Origin of the sequence: Cellulosimicrobium sp. JZ28 (assembly GCF_015327065.1) — a bacterium.
GTDB classification, from domain to species: Bacteria; Actinomycetota; Actinomycetes; order Actinomycetales; family Cellulomonadaceae; genus Cellulosimicrobium; species Cellulosimicrobium funkei.
Map to the genome: position 1 here is coordinate 992,603 of NZ_CP017660.1, position 17,752 is coordinate 1,010,354.

Below are 17,752 nucleotides of genomic sequence, written 5' to 3' on the forward strand. Positions count from 1 at the left end.
CCCTGAGTCCCTGACGCGCCCTGCCGCCGCCCCGTGCGGTGGCAGGGCCGTCCAGGTGTGAGACCGGGGGTTCCGGCGGCTGTCCGCCCGGGGCCCCCGGTCCTCGCGTGCACCCGCCCCGACGCCCAGACCCGCGGCGTCCCGGGCCCTCGGTTCACGACCACGCGAGACCCGCGCGTAGAATCGACCGGCCCCTGACCCGGGGTCCCTACCGACCAGCGAGGTAAGACCTCCGATGTTCTCCTTCATCTCGCGGCGTGTGCTGGCAGGGTTGGCGACCCTCCTCGTGTCCACGTTCGCGATGTACCTGCTCGTCGACGCCGCGATCCGGCCGTACATCTTCGCGGATCTCGAGTCGAGCACGAAGCCCAACAAGGCCCAGCTGATCGCCCAGCGCACCGCCGACCTCGATCTCGACACCCCGTCGGTGATCCGCTACTTCAAGTGGCTCGGCGACTTTGTGACCGGTGACCTCGGCACGGCCTGGCAGAGTGGCCAGTCCGTCTCGACCCTGCTCCAGGGCGCGGTCATCTCGACGATCCAGCTCGTCGCCGCCGCGACCGTCCTCGCCGTGGTCTTCGGCGTCATGGTCGGCATCGTCAGCGCCCTGCGGCAGTACAGCACCTTCGACTACCTGACGATCTTCGTCTCGTTCGTGCTCTACTCCCTCCCGGCCTTCTGGGTCGCCGTCCTGCTCAAGCAGTGGGGCGCGATCGGCTTCAACGACTTCCTCCGCGACCCGAACCTCTCGATCCTCGTGATCGTCGGCATCGGCGCGATCTCCGGCCTGCTGTGGTCCCTCGCCTTCGGCGGGACCGCGCGGCGGCGGCTCACGGTCTTCGGCCTGGGCTTCGCGGCGAGCACGCTCGCGCTGCTCTACCTGCAGCTCTCCGGCTGGTGGGAGAAGCCGAACCTCGGCCCGGTCATCATCGTCGTCACGGGCGCCGCGCTGGCATTCGCCATCACCGCGCTCGTCTCGGGCCTGAAGAACCGCCGCGCCCTGTACGCGTCGCTCACCACCGTCCTGATCGGGGTCGTCGTCTACTTCCCGATCCAGTCGGTCCTCAAGCAGGTCGACAACTGGTGGATCGTGCTGGTGCTCGCCGTGGTCACCGTCGGCGTCGGCATCGGAGTTGGGTACGCGTGGGGCGGTCCCGACAAGGGCGTGTCCGCGCGTGCTGCGGCCATCACCGCGTTCCTCGTCGGGTCCATGGTCTTCGTCGACAAGGTGATGTCGGTCTGGCCCGCGTACTTCGGCGCACCGGCGATCAACGGTCGGCCCATCCCGACGATCGGCAACAGCACCCCGAACCTCGGCGGCAACTTCTGGGTGCAGGTCCTCGACCAGTACACCCACCTGCTGCTCCCGACGATCGCGCTCGTGCTCATCCAGTTCGCCGGGTACACCCGCTACTCGCGCGCGAGCATGCTCGAGGTGATGAGCCAGGACTACATCCGCACGGCTCGGGCGAAGGGTCTGCCGGAGCGGACCGTCGTCATGCGCCACGGGTTCCGCAACACGCTGATCCCGCTCGCGACGATCGTCCCGATCGACGTCATCACGCTCCTGGGCGGCGCGATCATCACCGAGAAGGTGTTCGCCCGGCCCGGCATGGGCCTGCTCTTCCTCAACGCGCTGCAACGCGGCGAGATCGACCCCGTCATGGCGTACCTCGTCATCGTCGCGGCCCTCGCCATCATCGCCAACATCGTGGCTGACCTCATCTACGCAGCCCTCGACCCGCGGATCCGGGTGAACGCATGACCAACACACCGAACGACGCGTCGCAGAGCGGCGCGGTCGAGAACCAGATCGAGCTGCGCGAGGTCGAGGGCCTGTCCCAGGGCCAGATCGTCCGCCGTCGCTTCTTCCACCACAAGGGCGCCGTGGTCGCGCTCGTCGTGCTGATCGGCATCGTCGCGCTCGCGATCACCTCGATCGGCATCGGCGGCTGGCAGGGCTGGTACGCCTACAAGCCGTCCGGGCAGGGGTCCACGTACCCCCTGGTCAACGGCGGTGCACCGTCCGAGGCGCACATCTTCGGCCAGGACGAGGCGGGCCGTGACGTGTTCGCCCGCGTCATGCAGGGCACCCAGACCTCGTTGCTCGTCGTGCTCTCCGTCGGCGTCATCGCGACGATCGCGGGCGTCCTCGTCGGGGCGCTCTCCGGGTACTACCGCGGTCGTACCGACTCGTGGCTGATGCGGTTCACGGACCTCATCATCACGATGCCGGTCATCGTCATCGGTGCGGTGCTGGCCCTGCTCTCGGGCGGCAGCAACGCGCTCATCCTCGGGGCGTTCCTCGGGCTCGTGCTGTGGCCGCCGCTCGCGCGCCTCGTGCGCGGCGAGTTCCTCTCGCTGCGCGAGCGCGAGTTCGTCGACGCCGCCCGGGTCGCGGGCGCGAGCGACACGCGGATCATCTTCAAGCACATGCTGCCGAACGCGGTCGGCGTGATCATCGTCAACGTCACGCTGCTCATGAGCTCGGCGATCCTGCTGGAGACCGCGCTGAGCTACCTCGGCGTCGGCATCCAGGCGCCGGCGACCTCGCTCGGCAAGCTCATCAGCGACTACCAGGAGGCGTTCGCGACGCGTCCGTGGCTGTTCTGGTGGCCGGGTCTGTTCATCGTCGCCATCGCGCTGTGCGTCAACTTCATCGGTGACGGCCTGCGCGACGCGTTCGACCCCCGTCAGAAGCGCATCCCCTCCGAGCGTAAGATGGCCCGCGCGAAGCGCGTCGCCCGCCCGACGGCCGCCACGGCGCCGAGCGCGACCGGCGAGGCCGGGGCCAGCTGATGACCGCCGTCGTCGCCGTCCGCCCGGGAGGTCGTGGACCTCTCGGGCGGCGCGGCGCGCCGCGGTCAGGCGGTGAGCGCCACGACCGTCCCCACCGCGAGCGCGCCCAGCACGGCGAGCTGCATGACGTGCCACGTCGTGCGGGCACCGGGGGCGCCCTGGACCGCCCGGTCGAGGTGGCCGGCCGCCGCGAGCATCGCGTGGCGCTGCGTCACGGCGTCGGCCACGGCCTCGGCGCTCGCGCCGGTGACCACCTGGTCCTGGCCGACGGCGCGCCGTCGCGAGCTGCGCAGCCAGCGCGCCGTGCCGCTCGAGCGGGGCGCGGACCACGCGGCCACGCGTCCGCCGGCGTAGCGCACCTCGAGCGAGTAGCGGGTGTCGACGCCCTCGTACGCCGTCCACGGCACGTGCACGGTGCGCGTGACGTTGCGGACCTCGACCCCGCCGTCGGACACCTCGACGGCGGGACGCCAGAACAGCATCCAGACGAGGTACGTCACGAGCGCGGCGGGCACCAGTGCGCCGACGACCGCGCCGACGTCCCCCGTCAGGGCCGTGCTCACACCCAGGGCGACGGCGACGACGCCCGTCGCCACCGTGAGAACTCGGCCGTACGTCGAACGGAAGACCAGCGTGGGACCCATGCGCCCATGCTCGCAGAGTCGCGGCGCCACGAGCGCCGGCTCCAGCAGGAAGGACACTGATCAGCGTGGCCATCGAGACGTCTCCCGCGGCCCCGGCCGCGCGCCAGGGCAGCCCCGTGCTGACCGTGCGCAACCTCGGCGTGGACTTCTACGTCGACAAGGCCTGGTACCCCGCGGCCGCGGACGTGAGCTACGACCTCCACTCCGGTGAGGTCCTCGCGATCGTCGGCGAGTCCGGCTCGGGCAAGTCCCAGTCGTCGCTCGCGCTGCTGGGCCTGCTCCCGCCGAACGGCCGCGCCAGCGGCTCGGCGAAGCTCGGCGACCGCGAGCTCATCGGCATGTCGCACGGTTCGCTGCGGCACGTCCGCGGCAAGGAGATCTCCATGATCTTCCAGGAGCCGATGACGGCGCTGAACCCCGTCTACACGGTGGGCTTCCAGATCGTCGAGACCATTCGGACGCACTTCAACGTCGGCCCCGCCGACGCGAAGAAGCGCGCGATCGAGCTCCTGCGGCTCGTCGAGATCCCCGAGCCCGAGCGCCGGTTCGACGCGTACCCGCACCAGCTCTCCGGCGGGCAGCGCCAGCGCGCGATGATCGCGCAGGCCCTCGCGTGCGACCCGAAGCTCCTCGTCGCCGACGAGCCCACCACGGCGCTCGACGTCACGGTCCAGGCGGAGATCCTCAAGCTCCTGCGCGACCTGCGCTACCGCGTCGACGCGGCGATCATCCTCATCACGCACGACATGGGTGTGGTCGCCGACATGGCGGACTCGATCATGGTCATGAAGGACGGCCAGGTCGTCGAGCGCGGCACGTCGGCCGAGATCTTCGGCAACCCGCAGCACCCGTACACGGTGCGCCTCCTCGAGGCCGTGCCGCACCTCGGCTCCAAGCGCGGCACGACGACCGCCACGGACCGCGTGCCCGCGGGCGCCCCGGTCCCGGAGCGGCCGCTCGTGCTCGACGCGCAGGACATGGTCATCGAGTACCCGGGCCGCGGCCGGCAGGCGGCGTTCCGGGCGGTCGACGAGGTCTCGCTCCAGATCCACCAGGGCGAGGTCGTCGGCCTGGTCGGCGAGTCCGGCTCCGGCAAGACGACGATCGGCCGCGCGGCCGTCGGGCTGCTGCCCGTCACGGGCGGCTCGCTGAAGATCGTCGGGACGGACATGGTGGGTGCCCGGCCCAAGGACCTCAGGCCGCTGCGCACCGAGGTCGGCATCGTGTTCCAGGACCCGGGGTCGTCGCTCAACCCGCGTCTGCCCATCGGCGAGTCGATCGGCGAGCCGCTCATGCTGCACAAGGGCGTCAAGGGCAAGGAGCTCAGCCGTGAGGTCGAGCGCCTGCTCGACCAGGTCGAGCTTCCCCGGGCGATGCGCAACCGCTACCCGCACGAGCTCTCCGGCGGTCAGCGCCAGCGCGTCGGCATCGCGCGGGCGCTCTCGCTCGAGCCGAAGCTGCTCGTCGCGGACGAGCCGACGTCGGCCCTCGACGTGTCGGTCCAGGCGAGGGTCCTCGACCTGTTCACCGACCTGCAGCGCGAGCACGGGTTCGCGTGCCTGTTCATCTCGCACGACCTCGCGGTCGTGGAGCTGCTGTCCGACCGCATCGCCGTGATGCACAAGGGCAAGCTCGTCGAGGTGGGCGACACGTCGCAGATCGTGCACGAGCCGAAGCACGCGTACACGCAGCGCCTGCTCGCCGCCGTCCCCGTCCCGGACCCGGCCGCGCAGCGCGAGCGCCGCGCCGCGCGCGACGCCCTCCTCGAGGCCGCCGCCCGCGACATCGCGAACGACGAGGTGTCCTCGCTGGCTGACGAGGAGCGCGCGCTCGCGGCGGCGCGCGAGGACGTGGACCACGAGCGCAGCGCCCCGCCCACCGCCGGCGCCGGCTTCTGACCGCACGCTCCACGGCTCGCTGAGCCGTCACGACGCCCCGGGGGCGGCCGCGCACGCGGCCGCCCCCGGGGCGTCCCGGCTGTCATGACGGGTGTACCGGCTGCCCGGGCGGGCGTTCCGGTTGCCGGGGCCCGCGCGTCCGACAAGCCTTGAGGCCATGAACGCCCCGCACCACGAGACGCCCCGCGAGCCAGCACGTGACGAGGAGGCCGCACCGGCGCCCGACGGGGGAGGGGCCGAGGCGCCCCGCGACGAGGGCGCCGTGACGACCGACGCCGCGACGACCGAGGCCGCGACGACCGACGCCGTGGCGACGGACGCCGTCGGGCCGGGCACCGGCTCCGCGCCGGTCGTGTCCTCGCACGATCCGGACGCCCCGCGGACGGGCCGGCCGGACCCGCGCGTCTTCTACCCGGCGGCGGGGATCATCCTGGTCTTTGTCCTGCTCACGGTGCTCTTCACGGACACCGTCACGGCGGTGCTGGACACGCTCCAGACCGACGTCATCGGCGCCTTCGGCTGGTACTACGTGATCGTCGTCGCGGGCTTCGTGGTCTTCTCGCTGTGGATGGGTCTGAGCCGGTTCGGCGACATCGTGCTCGGCAAGGACGAGGAGACGCCGCTCTTCCGGCTGCCCGTGTGGTTCGCGATGCTGTTCGCCACCGGGATGGGCATCGGCCTCGTCTACTGGGGCGTCGCCGAGCCGCTCTCGCACTACGTGAGCCCCAAGCCCGGCGTCGAGGGGAGCGACGCGTCGCTCGCGCAGGCCGCGATGGGACAGAGCTACCTGCACTGGGGCATCCATGCGTGGGCGATCTACGTCGTCGCCGGGCTCGCGCTCGCGTACGCGATCCACCGCAAGGGCCGCCCCGTCTCGATCCGGTGGGCGCTCGAGCCGTTGTTCGGCGAGCGCGTGAAGGGGCGCCTCGGTGACGTCATCGACATCGTCGCGATCATCGGCACCGTCTTCGGCGTCGCGACGTCCCTCGGGTTCGGCGTGCTCCAGATCTCCGCCGGGCTCGGCTACCTCGACGTGGTCGAGCCGAGCACCGCGCTGCAGATCGGGCTCATCGTGGCGATCTCGGCGCTCGCGACGCTCTCGGTCGTGTCCGGTCTGGGCAAGGGCATCAAGTGGCTGTCGAACGGCAACATGATCCTGGCCGGTGTGGTCCTGGCGCTCGTGCTGGTCCTCGGCCCCACGCTGTTCCTCCTGCGCGAGTGGGTCCAGTCGCTCGGCTACTACCTGCAGAACGTCGTGCGCCTCACGTTCGACACCACCGCCTTCCAGGGCCAGGCCGGCCTCGAGTGGCAGTCGCAGTGGACGATCTTCTACTGGGGCTGGTGGATCTCCTGGGCCCCCTTCGTCGGGGTGTTCATCGCCCGGATCTCGCGCGGTCGCACGGTCCGCGAGTTCGTCCTCGGCACCCTGCTCGTCCCGACGATCGTCACGACGCTCTGGTTCTCCGTGTTCGGTGGGTCGGCGCTGTACCGCGAGCTCATGGAGCCCGGGAGCATGCTCGTGGACGGCGAGGTCGACACGGACACCGCGCTCTTCCAGCTGTTCGACGGCCTGCCGCTCGGGAACGTCCTCGCCGTGGTGGGGATCGTGCTCATCGTCATCTTCTTCGTGACGTCGTCGGACTCCGGCTCGCTCGTCGTCGACATGCTCGCGAGCGGGGGAACCCGAACCCGCCGACCTGGAGCCGCATCTTCTGGGCGGGCACCTCCGGCCTGCTGGCCATCGCGCTCCTGCTCGCGGGCGGTCTCCAGGCGCTGCAGACGGCGGCGATCCTCATCGCGCTTCCGTTCTCCGTGGTGATGATCGGGATGGCCGTCTCCACGGTGCGTGCGCTCCGGGTCGAGCACGCCGCGATCCTGCGCGCCGAGCGGCGCGCCGCGCGCGCCGCGCTCACGGAGCACGTGACGACGCGCGTCTCGGAGTCGATCTCCGAGCAGTGGGAGGAGCTCTACCCCGACCGCCCGGACCGATGGCGCGCGCTCGTCCGTCGGCCGCGGCGCAAGACACCCTCCGGGGGAGGCACCTCCTGAGGAGGCGCCTCCGAACGGTGCACGACGGCGGGCATGGTGTCCCGAGCGCGGACCCGGTAGGATAGCCGGGCCCGGGTGACGGCCCGTGCTCCGTGATGCTGCGGCGGGCCGAGCCCGCCGTCGTGCGCGCTGAGGTGGCCGGCCGTCGTCGCCCCTCGTACCCCACGAAATGAGAACCGTAGATGTCTGTGCGCTCCGACCTGCGCAACGTGGCGATCGTCGCCCACGTCGACCACGGCAAGACCACGCTCGTCGACGCGATGCTGCGCCAGTCCGGCGCCTTCTCCGCGCACCAGCACGTGGACGAGCGCGTCATGGACTCCGGTGACCTCGAGCGCGAGAAGGGCATCACCATCCTCGCGAAGAACACCGCGGTGCGGTACGCCGGCCCGGCGGCCGCCGCGGTGGGCGAGCCCGACGGCATCACGATCAACGTCATCGACACCCCGGGCCACGCCGACTTCGGCGGCGAGGTCGAGCGCGGCCTGTCCATGGTCGACGGCGTCGTGCTGCTCGTGGACGCGAGCGAGGGCCCGCTCCCGCAGACCCGGTTCGTGCTCCGCAAGGCGCTCGCCGCGAAGCTCCCGGTGATCATCGTCGTCAACAAGGTCGACCGGCCCGACTCGCGCATCACCGAGGTCGTCGCCGAGGCGACGGACCTGCTGCTGGGCCTCGCGTCCGACCTCGCGGACGACGTGCCGGACCTCGACCTCGACGCGATCCTCGACGTCCCGGTCGTCTACGCGTCCGCGAAGGCCGGCCGCGCGTCGCTCGACCAGCCGCTGGACGGCCAGCTCCCCTCGAACGAGGACCTCGAGCCGCTGTTCACGACGATCCTCGAGAAGATCCCCGCGCCGACGTACGACGAGGGCGCGCCGCTCCAGGCGCACGTGACGAACCTCGACGCGTCGCCGTTCCTCGGCCGCCTCGCGCTGCTGCGCATCTTCAACGGCGAGCTCCGCAAGGGCCAGGTCGTCGCGTGGGCGCGCCACGACGGCACGCTCCAGAGCGTGAAGATCACCGAGCTGCTGGAGACGAAGGCGCTCGACCGCGTCCCCACGGACAAGGCCCGGCCCGGCGACATCGTCGCCGTCGCGGGCATCGCGGACATCACGATCGGCGAGACGCTCACCGACCCCGACGACCCGCGCCCCCTGCCGCTCATCACGGTCGACGACCCGGCCATCTCGATGACCATCGGCATCAACACCTCGCCGCTCGCGGGCAAGGGCGGCAAGGGCCACAAGGTCACGGCCCGCCAGGTCAAGGACCGCCTCGACGCCGAGCTCGTGGGCAACGTGTCGCTGCGCGTGCTCCCGACCGACCGCCCCGACGCGTGGGAGGTCCAGGGCCGCGGCGAGCTCGCGCTGGCGATCCTCGTCGAGCAGATGCGCCGCGAGGGCTTCGAGCTCACGGTCGGCAAGCCGCAGGTCGTCACGCGCACGATCGACGGCAAGACGCACGAGCCGATGGAGCGCATGACCATCGACGTCCCCGAGGAGTACCTCGGCGCGGTCACCCAGCTCCTCGCCCAGCGCAAGGGCCGCATGGAGACCATGTCGAACCACGGCACGGGCTGGATCCGCATGGAGTTCATGGTCCCGGCGCGCGGCCTCATCGGGTTCCGCACGCGGTTCCTCACCGAGACGCGCGGCACCGGCATCGCGTCGTCGATCTCCGAGGGCTACGAGCCGTGGGCCGGCGCGATCGAGACCCGCACCACGGGCTCGCTCGTCGCCGACCGCGCGGGCAAGGTGACGCCGTTCGCGATGATCAACCTCCAGGAGCGCGGCTCGTTCTTCGTCGACCCCACGCAGGAGGTGTACGAGGGCATGATCGTCGGCGAGAACTCGCGCAACGAGGACATGGACGTGAACATCACCAAGGAGAAGAAGCTCACGAACATGCGGTCCTCGACGGCCGACAACTTCGAGAACCTCGTGCCGCCGCGCCACCTCACGCTCGAGGAGTCGCTGGAGTTCGCGCGCGAGGACGAGTGCGTCGAGGTCACCCCGAGGTCGTCCGCATCCGCAAGGTCGTCCTCGACCAGACCGAGCGCGCCCGCGCGGTCTCGCGCGCGAAGCGCGCCTGACGCCACCCCCGGGGTGACCGTCCCGCAGAGCCAGCAGGCCGCCGTCGTGCCCGACGGCGGCCTGCTGGCCGTCCACGCCCACCCCGACGACGAGACCCTGGCGACGGGCGCGCTGCTCGCGACCTGGGCCCGCGCGGGGGAGCCGGTCACCGTCGTGACGTGCACGCGGGGCGAGCGGGGCGAGGTGATCGACACCCCTGGGCACCCGACGGGCGTCGGGCACCTCGAGGGCGACGGGCCCGCGCTCGCGGCGTTCCGCGAGACCGAGCTCGCCCGCGCGCTCGCCGCGCTGGGTGTGCGGGACCACGTCTTCCTCGACACCGTCACGAGCCCGGTCGAGCCGTCCGACGGCGGCGCGACCGTGCGGTTCGAGGACTCGGGCATGGCCTGGGTCGCGCCGGGCGTGGCCGGCGGGGTCGCGACCGAGCAGCTCCCGCCGCGCGCGTTCGTCGGCGTCCCGCTCGACGAGGCCGCCGCCCGCCTGGCGGCGGTGGTCCGGGACCGGCGTCCCGCCGTCGTGGCGACGTACGAGGCGGGCGGCGGCTACGGCCACCCCGACCACGTCCGGGCCCACGACGTCACGGTCCGCGCGCTCGAGCTCCTCGCCGCGGACGGTGAGCCGCTGCCCGCGCTGTGGCAGGTCGTCGCCCCCGAGACCACGGTGCGCGCGGCACGCCGCGCCCTCGCCGAGCACCCCGGCGCGCGCGAGCTGCTCGCGGCCGACGCGCGGCTCACGCTCCCGGACCCGGACGAGGCGCTGCCCCCGCTCGCGCGTCCCGACGCGTCGCTGCCCGCGCTCGTGAGCGTGCCGGTGGGTCCCGTGCTCGACGACGTGCTCGGCGCGATGCGCGCGCACGCGACGCAGGTGCAGCACGTGACGGTCGCCGCGGGGGGCGAGCCGGTGCTGCTCGGGTGGTACGCCCTGAGCAACGACGTGCTGGCGCCCGTCCCTTCACACGAGTTCTACGCTCCCTCCGGCCCTGCTCTCCCGGGCGACCAGGTCCCGCCCGGACCCACGCGTTAGCCTGGGCCCGTGGAGACCGGTATGGGGCGGCTCGTGGGCCGCGGGGTGGCGTGCGCGCTCGTGGGCGCGCTCGTCGGGCTCGTCGGCACGGTCGCGCACCGGGCGCACCTCCTGGGCGTCGACCTCCCGGGCGGGGCCGGGCTCGGCATCGTGCTCGCCCTGCTCACCGTCCTCGCGGCGGCCACCCTGGCCCGCGCCTGGGGCGGGATGGCGGGTCTCCTGGGCTTCGGCATCGGGTGGGTCGTCGTCGTGCAGCTCCTCTCGCTCGAGGGGCCGGGGGGCGACGTGCTCGTCCCGAGCGAGGCCGTCGGGTACGTCTGGATCTACGGCGGCATGCTCGTGGTCGCCGCGGCGGCCTTCCTGCCCCGGTCGTGGTTCAGCGACCGCCCGGTCCGCACGGCCCAGCACGGGCGTCCCACCAGGCACGACGGACCCGAGAACCCCCTCGCGTCCCGCTAGTATTCGCCGTGCGGATCCCCGCACACCCCTCGTCGTCGCGCGGACCGCCGCGCGCCTTTCGTCACGGAGACAGTGGATGGGTCAGCCGACCGACCGAGACGCCGATCTCGACTCCCCTCAGGACGCCGTGCCGGAGCCCGCCGAGACGGTCGAGCCCGCGGCTCCCGAGACGGCCTCCGGCCCCGACGCGCAGCGTGCCGACGCTTCCGGCGACGTCGGCCCGGGCGCTCCCACGCCGACGGACGAGTCCACGAGCGCGTCGACGGACGAACCGACGGGCGCGCCGACGGACACCGCCCCGGACGGCCCCGCCCCCGCCGCGCCTGCGGACCCCGGTCCCGAGGGTGCCGGCTCGGCCGAGCCCGGCCCCGCACCCGGCGCGACCCCGGCGGGCGACGCGCCGACCTCCGTGGAGCCGTCGGCCGACGCCTCGGCCACCGGTACAGCCACCGCCGACGCGCCCGAGGCCGGCTCTCCCGCCGCGGAGAGCCGCCCGGAGGTCGCCGCCTCGGAGCCGGTCTCCGCTGCGGAGCCGCTCACCTCCGCGGAGCAGCTCGTCACCTCGGAGTCTGTCGCGGTCCCCGAGCAGACGGCCGCGACCCCCGAACAGACGGCCGCGCAGCCCACCGCCGTCCCGGAGCAGGGCTCCGCGGTGCCGGACGACGCGAGCCCGGCACCCGCCGCGTCGTCGGACGCCGCGGACGCGAGCCCGGCCACCCACGCCACGCCCGCAGCTCCGGCGGACGAGGCACCCGCCGAGACCCGCACGACGACCGGGACGGACGCGGACGCCGGTGCTCCGGCGAGCGCCGCCCTCGAGCCCGACGCCCAGGACGCCCCGGTCGAGAGCGGTCCCGACGCGTCCGTCGCGGAGTCGCCCGTCGCGGACGCGTCCGCGCCGGGCGGGTCGACGGCCGACCCGACCGAGGCGAGCGGCGAGCCGACGTCGACCACCCCCGACGCGCCGGTCGCCGGCGCTGCCGCAAGCCCGGCCCCTGTCGGCACCGCGGACGGCGGCACCACGGCCGAGAGCAGCCCGCGGACGGTCGGCGTTCCCGTCGGGAGCAACGCAGACGAGGGCGACGAGGAGCCGTACGTCCCGCGCGTGTTCGCGTTCGACCCGGACGTCCCGGCGGTGCTCGTCCCCGCCCCGGGTGCCCAGGCTGACTCCCCGGCCGCCCCGGCCGCGGGCACCGCCGACCGGGAGGCCCCGGCACCCGTGGCCCACACCTCGGTCATCCCGGACCCCACGACCTCGAACGACACGGGCTCGGACGACACGGCCTCCGTCGCGACGGCCGCGGACGCCCCGTCCGCGAGCAGCGCGACACCGGACGACCCGACGTCGGCCGACCGGCCCGCCGCCGCGACCGGGGGAGACCCGGCCGACGAGCGCGCGGCCGAGCGGACCGCCGTCGGGCCCGTGGTGCCGACGCCGGCGGACGGCCCGGCTCGTCCCGCGGGCGAGGAGAGCGACGCCGCGCCCGACGCGACGCAGGTGATCCCGCCCGTCGACCCGTGGTCGCGGCCCGCGCCCGTCGTGCGCACGTCGATCCTGTCGCCCGCGTCCCCCGACGAGCCGGCGAGCCCGGCGCCGGACGCTGCTAGCGCGAGCGTTCCGGCGGAGGCCACCGCAGGGGCCCCGGCCGAGGGCTCCGGTGCGACGGCGCCGACGGCTGCCGCGGGGACCGCCGCACCGAGCGCGTTCACGCCGGTCCCGCCCGACGACTCGCGCGAGGCCTCGCCCTTCGAGGGCTTCGACGAGGACGGGCCGCGGCGCGGCTGGGCCCGCGGGCTGCTGTGGACGGGGATCGCCGTCCTGGTCCTGGGCGGCCTGTACACCGGCGCCCAGTGGTTCTACTCCGACAAGGTCCCGAGCGGGACGAGCGTCGCCGGCGTCGACGTCGGTGGCCTGTCCCGGACGGCGGCCGAGGACCGGCTCGAGTCGGAGCTCGGGCCGCGCGCGGCCGAGCCGATCACGCTCGCCGCGGGCGAGGCGAGCACGACGCTCGACCCGGCGACGGCGGGCCTGACCTTCGACGCCGCGGGCACGGCCGAGGAGCTCACGTCGTTCTCGATGAACCCGGCGCGCCTGTGGCAGCACCTGTTCGGCGGCAAGGACGCGGAGCCGCTGGTCACGGTCGACGACGCGGCCCTCGACGCCCAGGTCGAGGCGCTGCGCGGCAGCCTGGAGATCGAGCCCGTGGACGGGGCCGTGCAGTTCGTCGACGGTGCGCCCACGAGCACGCCTGCCGCGGACGGCTCGGCGCTCGTCACGGACGAGGTGCCCGCCACCATCACGGAGAGCTGGCTCGTCACCGACGGGCCGGTCGAGCTGCCCACCGAGCCCGTCGAGCCCACGATCACGCAGGACGAGACGGACGCCGCGCTCGCCCTGGCGGAGAAGGTCGTGTCCGCGCCCGTCGTCGTCTCCGTCGGCGGCCAGTCGCCGGAGCTGCCCCCCGAGGCGCTCGCAGCGGCTGCCTCCTTCGCGGCGACGGACGGCGTCCTCACGCTGACCTTCGACGGCCCGGCGCTCGTGCAGTCCGTGGTCGACCGGACGAACGACCTGCTCACCGCGGCCGACGACGCGCACTTCGTCTTCCGGGACGGCGCGCCGGTGATCGAGGGCGGCCAGCCCGGCACGACGATCGACCCGGCGGCCATCGCGACGGCCGTCACGACGGCCGCCTCGGGCGACGAGCGCACGGCGACGGTCGAGCTCGTCGAGTCGGACCCGGAGCAGTCGGTCGCGGCGCTCGAGGCGCTGGGGATCAAGGAGAAGGTGTCGGAGTTCTCGACGCCCGTCCCCAACGTCCCCGTCCGCACCGCGAACCTGCAGCGCGGGGCGGAGAAGGTGAACGGGACGCTCGTCAAGCCGGGGGAGACCTTCTCGCTCGTCGACACGCTCTCGCCCATCACGCTCGAGGGCGGCTACTACGCGGCCGGCATCGTCGAGAGCGGGCGCCACACCGAGGGCGTCGGCGGCGGCCTGTCGCAGATGGCCACGACCACGTACAACGCGGGCTTCTTCGCGGGGCTCGAGGACGTCGAGCACCGCCCGCACAGCTACTGGTTCGAGCGCTACCCCGCGGGCCGCGAGGCGACGATCTTCGTGGGCTCGATCGACATGAAGTTCAAGAACGACACCCCGTACGGCGTCCTCATGCAGTCCTGGGTCGGCGGCGGACAGCTGCACGTCGCGGTCTGGAGCACCAAGTACTACGACGTCGAGACGTCGTCGAGCGGCAAGTCGAACGTGGTCCAGCCGACGACCGTCACGCACTCGGGCGCCGACTGCGCCCCGACGCCCGCGGGCAGCCCCGGCTTCTCCATCACGAACTACCGCAAGGTCTATCGCGAGGGCGAGCTCGTCAAGGACGAGTCCTACCGGTGGACCTACAAGCCGGACAACGCGGTCGTCTGCGAGTAGACCCGGTCCACCCACGAACCACGGAGGTCCCATGCTCGGACGCAGCGAACGGGAGTCGGGAGCGCAGGCGCTGCTCGCGGCCACGGCGGCGGGATGGGTCGACGGCGACCCGACGGAGGCGCTGCTCGACCTCGGGTCGACGACGGCGACGCTGTCGACCGTCGCGAGCATCGACGCGCTGGCCGCCGTCGTGCACCTGGGCCACCCGGCACAGCCGTCGCACGAGCTCGAGCGCGCGCTGCTCGCGGCGCCGCCGTCGCTCGTGCTGACCGGCGCGTCGGCGGTGCCGTCGCAGTGGGTCTGGGTCGGCCGGTCGACGGCGGCCCGCGACCTGACGGGGCACGTGGTGGTCGACGAGGCGGGTATGCGCGACCGGCGCCACGTGCTGCGCACGATGGGCGTCAGCCCGTCGCTCGTCCCGACCCGCACCACGCTCGAGGAGCGGGTCGCGCTCGCCGGCGCCGACGGCAGCCTCGTCGTGGAGCGCTCGGTGGCCCACGGGCCGCTCGCCGCGCTCGGCTACGCCGAGCTCCCGGGGAGCGAGCTCCTCGGCGAGGGCGCGCCCGTCTGGTACGGGCTGCTGGAGAGCCGCGACGCGGCGCCGCGGGCGGAGGGCGTCGCCCAGGTGTGGCTCGCGTTCGGGCCCCGGGACGACCACCGCGGCTCGCTCCAGGAGACGCTCGCGCTCGTCGCCGCCGCCGGGATCGACCTGCAGCACCTGCGCAGCCACCGCTCGCAGGCGGGCCCGCACATCTTCTTCTGCGCGTTCTCGTGCCCCGACGCGACGACGCTCGACGGCCTCGTCACGGGGTTCGGGGAGCGGGGCGTCGCGCACCGGGTGCTCGCGGTCCTGCCCGGTCAGGAGTTCGTGCCCGGCCCGGACGCGCTCGAGCCGCGCTGGGCGACCGCCCCCGACCCCGTCCACGCGTGAGCGTCGGGTACCTCGGCCCCGAGGGGTCGTTCACCCACCAGGCGGCGGCCGCGTGGTCGGCCGAGCACGGCCCGGTGGGTGCCGGGCTCGCGGCCCGCGAGACCGTCGCGGACGTCTTCGCGGGCGTGGCCGCGGGCGAGCACGAGCGGGGCGTCGTCGCGATCGAGAACACGGTCGAGGGGTACGTCGTGCCCTCGCTCGACGCGATCGTCGGGAGCGCGAGCGTCGTCGCGGTCGACGAGGTCGTGCTCGACATCTCGTTCGACGCGTTCGCGCGCCCGGGCCACGGCGACCTCACCGAGGTGACGGCGCACCCGCACGGCCTCGCGCAGTGCCAGGGCTTCGTGCGCCGGACGGGCCTCGTCCCGGTCGCGGCGTCGTCGAACGCCGCGGCGTGCCGCGACGCCGGGCCGCACCAGGTCGCCCTCGGCCCGACGATCTGCGGTGAGCTCTACGGCCTGGAGACGGTCGAGCGCGCGGTCGAGGACTTCGCGGGCGCGCGCACCCGGTTCCTCGTGCTGGCGCCGCGCGCGGAGGCTGCTGCGGCGCTGGGCCGGGCGCGCAGCACCGGCGAGACGACGTGGCGCACGATGCTCGCGGTGACGCCCGTCGTCACAGGCCCCGGGGTGCTCGCCCGCATCACCCAGTCCTTCGGCGCACGGCGCGTCAACCTGTCGAGCCTCATCACCCGGCCGCTCAAGGCCGTCGCGGGCACCTACGCGTTCGTCCTCGTGGTCGACGGCGCGCCCTGGGACGCGCCGGTGCGCGCGGTTCTGGAGGACCTCGTCGGGGCCGGGGACGCGCTCAAGACGCTCGGGGTCGTCCCGGCGCGCGGCGAGCTCGACGGGGCGGTGCGCGCCGACGTCGACGCCGCGCACGTCCCGGTCGGGAGCGTCGACGCGTCGACCGGCGCGGCGGGCCTCGCGTCGGGGCTGCTGTGGTGACCGCCGCGGGCGCCACGCCGGAACCGGGCGCGCCCCGCGCGGTGGTCCGGGTCGGCGTCGTCGGCCTCGGTCTCGTCGGCGGCTCGGTCGCACGGCTCCTGCACGAGCGAGGCGTCGAGGTGACCGGCTACGACGCCACGGCGACCACGCGCGCGGCGGCGCGCGCCGCCGGTCTGCGCGTGGTCGGCGACGTCGCGGAGGTCTGCGCCGACGAGCCGGACGCCCTCGTGCTCGCCGTGCCGCTGCGCGCCATGCGGGCGGTGGCGGCCGACGTCGCCCGGCACGTGCGGGGCGCGACGGTCGTGACGGACGTCGGGAGCGTCAAGGGCGCGGTGCGCGACGCCGTCCGGTCCGCCGGGCTCGACGCCCGGTACGTCGGGGCGCACCCCATGGCCGGGACCGAGCACTCGGGCTTCGAGGCGTCGGACCCCGCGATGCTCGCGGGCGCGCGCTGGGCCGTGACGGTGGACGCGACCACGCGACCGGACGCGTTCACGACCGTGCTGCGGCTCGTCACGGGCCCGCTCGGCGGCGCGGTGCACGTGCTCACCGACGACGTCCACGACGAGTCCACCGCGCTGGTCAGCCACGTCCCGCACGTCCTGGCCACCGAGCTCCTGGGTGTCCTCGCCGACGCGCCCGTGCGCGACGTCGCGCTGGGCCTCGCCGCGGGCAGCTTCCGCGACGCGACGCGCGTGGGGCGCACCGACCCGCGCCGGACCGAGGCCATGGTCACGGACAACGCCGCGTGGGTGGCGTCCGCGCTGCGCGTCGTCGTGCGCGACCTCGAGCAGCTCGTGCGCGCGCTGGAGACCAACGCGCCCGTGGGGGAGTTCTTCGACAGGCCCGACCCGGTGCGCGCCGCGACGGGCGGCACCGGCGAGCCCGTGCGCGTCGACCTCGACGACGCGGGCACCTGGCGCGAGACGCTCACCGCCGCAGGGGCCCGCGGCGCCGTCGTCGTGGACGTCGAGGACCGGGCGGTCGTCGTCGCCTGAGGTGCGACCGCGGCCCCGGCGTCGCCCGGGGCGGGTCACGTCGTCGCCGGGCCCCGTCGCGAGTCCCCGTCGACCGGTCGTCCGTCGGCCCCGGTCGTCAGTCCGGGCGCGACGCGGGCCGTCGCGGTGGCCGCGGCGGGACCGGCTTGCCGGCCACGATCGCGTCGAGCGGCACGGAGACCAGGGGAGGGGCGTCGTCGCGCGGGCCGTGGCCGCGGTGGGGCGGGGCGCTGCCGCCCGCGTCCTCGCGCAGCACGAGCGTGGTCGCGGTGGTCTCCACGACCACCCCGATCACGTCGGTGAGAGGCTTGCCCGCGGCGGCCGCGTCGTCGGGCGAGAGCCTGCGGCGGACGACGACCCGCGTCCCCGGCGCCCACGTCGTCCAGGGCGAGTCGGGCACGCGGCGGCTCCTCGGGTCGTGTGACGTTCGTCCACGGGCTGGTCAGAGAGGGTCGGGCACCGCCCGACCTGAGCGATACTA

12 protein-coding genes and 2 pseudogenes are annotated in these 17,752 nt (G+C 74.0%); 12 read left to right on the plus strand and 2 right to left on the minus strand.

What is annotated here, in order from left to right; translation table 11 throughout:
* Positions 1-235 precede the first annotated feature (235 nt).
* Positions 236-1,765: an ABC transporter permease gene (locus BJP59_RS04410; RefSeq protein WP_144680376.1), complete on the plus strand. Its 1,530-nt coding sequence runs from the start codon at positions 236-238 to the stop codon at positions 1,763-1,765.
* Complete coding sequence (locus BJP59_RS04415; protein WP_043654598.1) at positions 1,762-2,799, plus strand: ABC transporter permease; 1,038 nt, start codon at positions 1,762-1,764, stop codon at positions 2,797-2,799. The genes BJP59_RS04410 and BJP59_RS04415 overlap by 4 nt, the downstream gene beginning before the upstream one ends.
* A 65-nt stretch (positions 2,800-2,864) precedes the next feature.
* Here BJP59_RS04415 and BJP59_RS04420 read toward each other — a convergent pair whose 3' ends face one another.
* Positions 2,865-3,443 (minus strand): PH domain-containing protein, encoded by a 579-nt coding sequence (locus BJP59_RS04420; protein ID WP_194522298.1) that lies wholly within the window; start codon positions 3,441-3,443, stop codon positions 2,865-2,867.
* Positions 3,444-3,508: 65 nt separating this feature from the next.
* On the opposite strand from BJP59_RS04420, the gene BJP59_RS04425 reads away from it, so the two are divergent.
* The 10 genes and pseudogenes from BJP59_RS04425 (at position 3,509) to BJP59_RS04465 (ending at position 17,271) form a co-directional block, all read left to right on the plus strand.
* Entirely contained in the window at positions 3,509-5,341 is a 1,833-nt protein-coding gene (locus tag BJP59_RS04425) for an ABC transporter ATP-binding protein (protein WP_228485270.1), read from the plus strand.
* 157 nt (positions 5,342-5,498) lie between these two features.
* Positions 5,499-7,141: pseudogene (locus BJP59_RS04430) on the plus strand (BCCT family transporter); the annotation flags it as partial.
* Positions 7,142-7,168: 27 nt separating this feature from the next.
* Entirely contained in the window at positions 7,169-7,390 is a 222-nt protein-coding gene (locus BJP59_RS20290; RefSeq protein ID WP_336244638.1) for a hypothetical protein, read from the plus strand.
* A gap of 182 nt (positions 7,391-7,572) precedes the next feature.
* Positions 7,573-9,482 (plus strand): annotated as a pseudogene (gene typA, locus BJP59_RS04435) (translational GTPase TypA).
* A 46-nt stretch (positions 9,483-9,528) separates the two neighbouring features.
* Positions 9,529-10,506 carry a PIG-L family deacetylase gene (locus BJP59_RS04440; RefSeq protein WP_228485401.1) on the plus strand — a complete coding sequence of 326 codons (978 nt, stop codon included), beginning with the start codon at positions 9,529-9,531 and terminating at the stop codon, positions 10,504-10,506.
* A 9-nt stretch (positions 10,507-10,515) separates the two neighbouring features.
* Positions 10,516-10,965 (plus strand): hypothetical protein, encoded by a 450-nt coding sequence (locus BJP59_RS04445; protein ID WP_186381239.1) that lies wholly within the window; start codon positions 10,516-10,518, stop codon positions 10,963-10,965.
* Positions 10,966-11,041: 76 nt separating this feature from the next.
* Positions 11,042-14,398: a VanW family protein gene (locus BJP59_RS04450; RefSeq protein ID WP_194522300.1), complete on the plus strand. Its 3,357-nt coding sequence runs from the start codon at positions 11,042-11,044 to the stop codon at positions 14,396-14,398.
* A gap of 31 nt (positions 14,399-14,429) precedes the next feature.
* The gene (locus BJP59_RS04455; protein ID WP_194522301.1) at positions 14,430-15,329 is read left to right on the plus strand and encodes a hypothetical protein; all 900 of its coding nucleotides are present in this window, start codon (positions 14,430-14,432) and stop codon (positions 15,327-15,329) included.
* The gene (locus BJP59_RS04460) at positions 15,326-16,273 is read left to right on the plus strand and encodes a prephenate dehydratase (protein WP_228485271.1); all 948 of its coding nucleotides are present in this window, start codon (positions 15,326-15,328) and stop codon (positions 16,271-16,273) included. The genes BJP59_RS04455 and BJP59_RS04460 overlap by 4 nt, the downstream gene beginning before the upstream one ends.
* Positions 16,270-17,271 (plus strand): prephenate dehydrogenase, encoded by a 1,002-nt coding sequence (locus BJP59_RS04465; protein WP_228485272.1) that lies wholly within the window; start codon positions 16,270-16,272, stop codon positions 17,269-17,271. The genes BJP59_RS04460 and BJP59_RS04465 overlap by 4 nt, the downstream gene beginning before the upstream one ends.
* Before the next feature lie 97 nt (positions 17,272-17,368).
* Here the strand turns inward: BJP59_RS04465 and BJP59_RS04470 are convergent, their stop codons facing one another.
* A complete protein-coding gene (locus BJP59_RS04470) occupies positions 17,369-17,671 on the minus strand; it encodes a putative acetyltransferase (protein WP_034651460.1) in 303 nt (100 codons plus the stop codon).
* Positions 17,672-17,752: the final 81 nt, after the last annotated feature.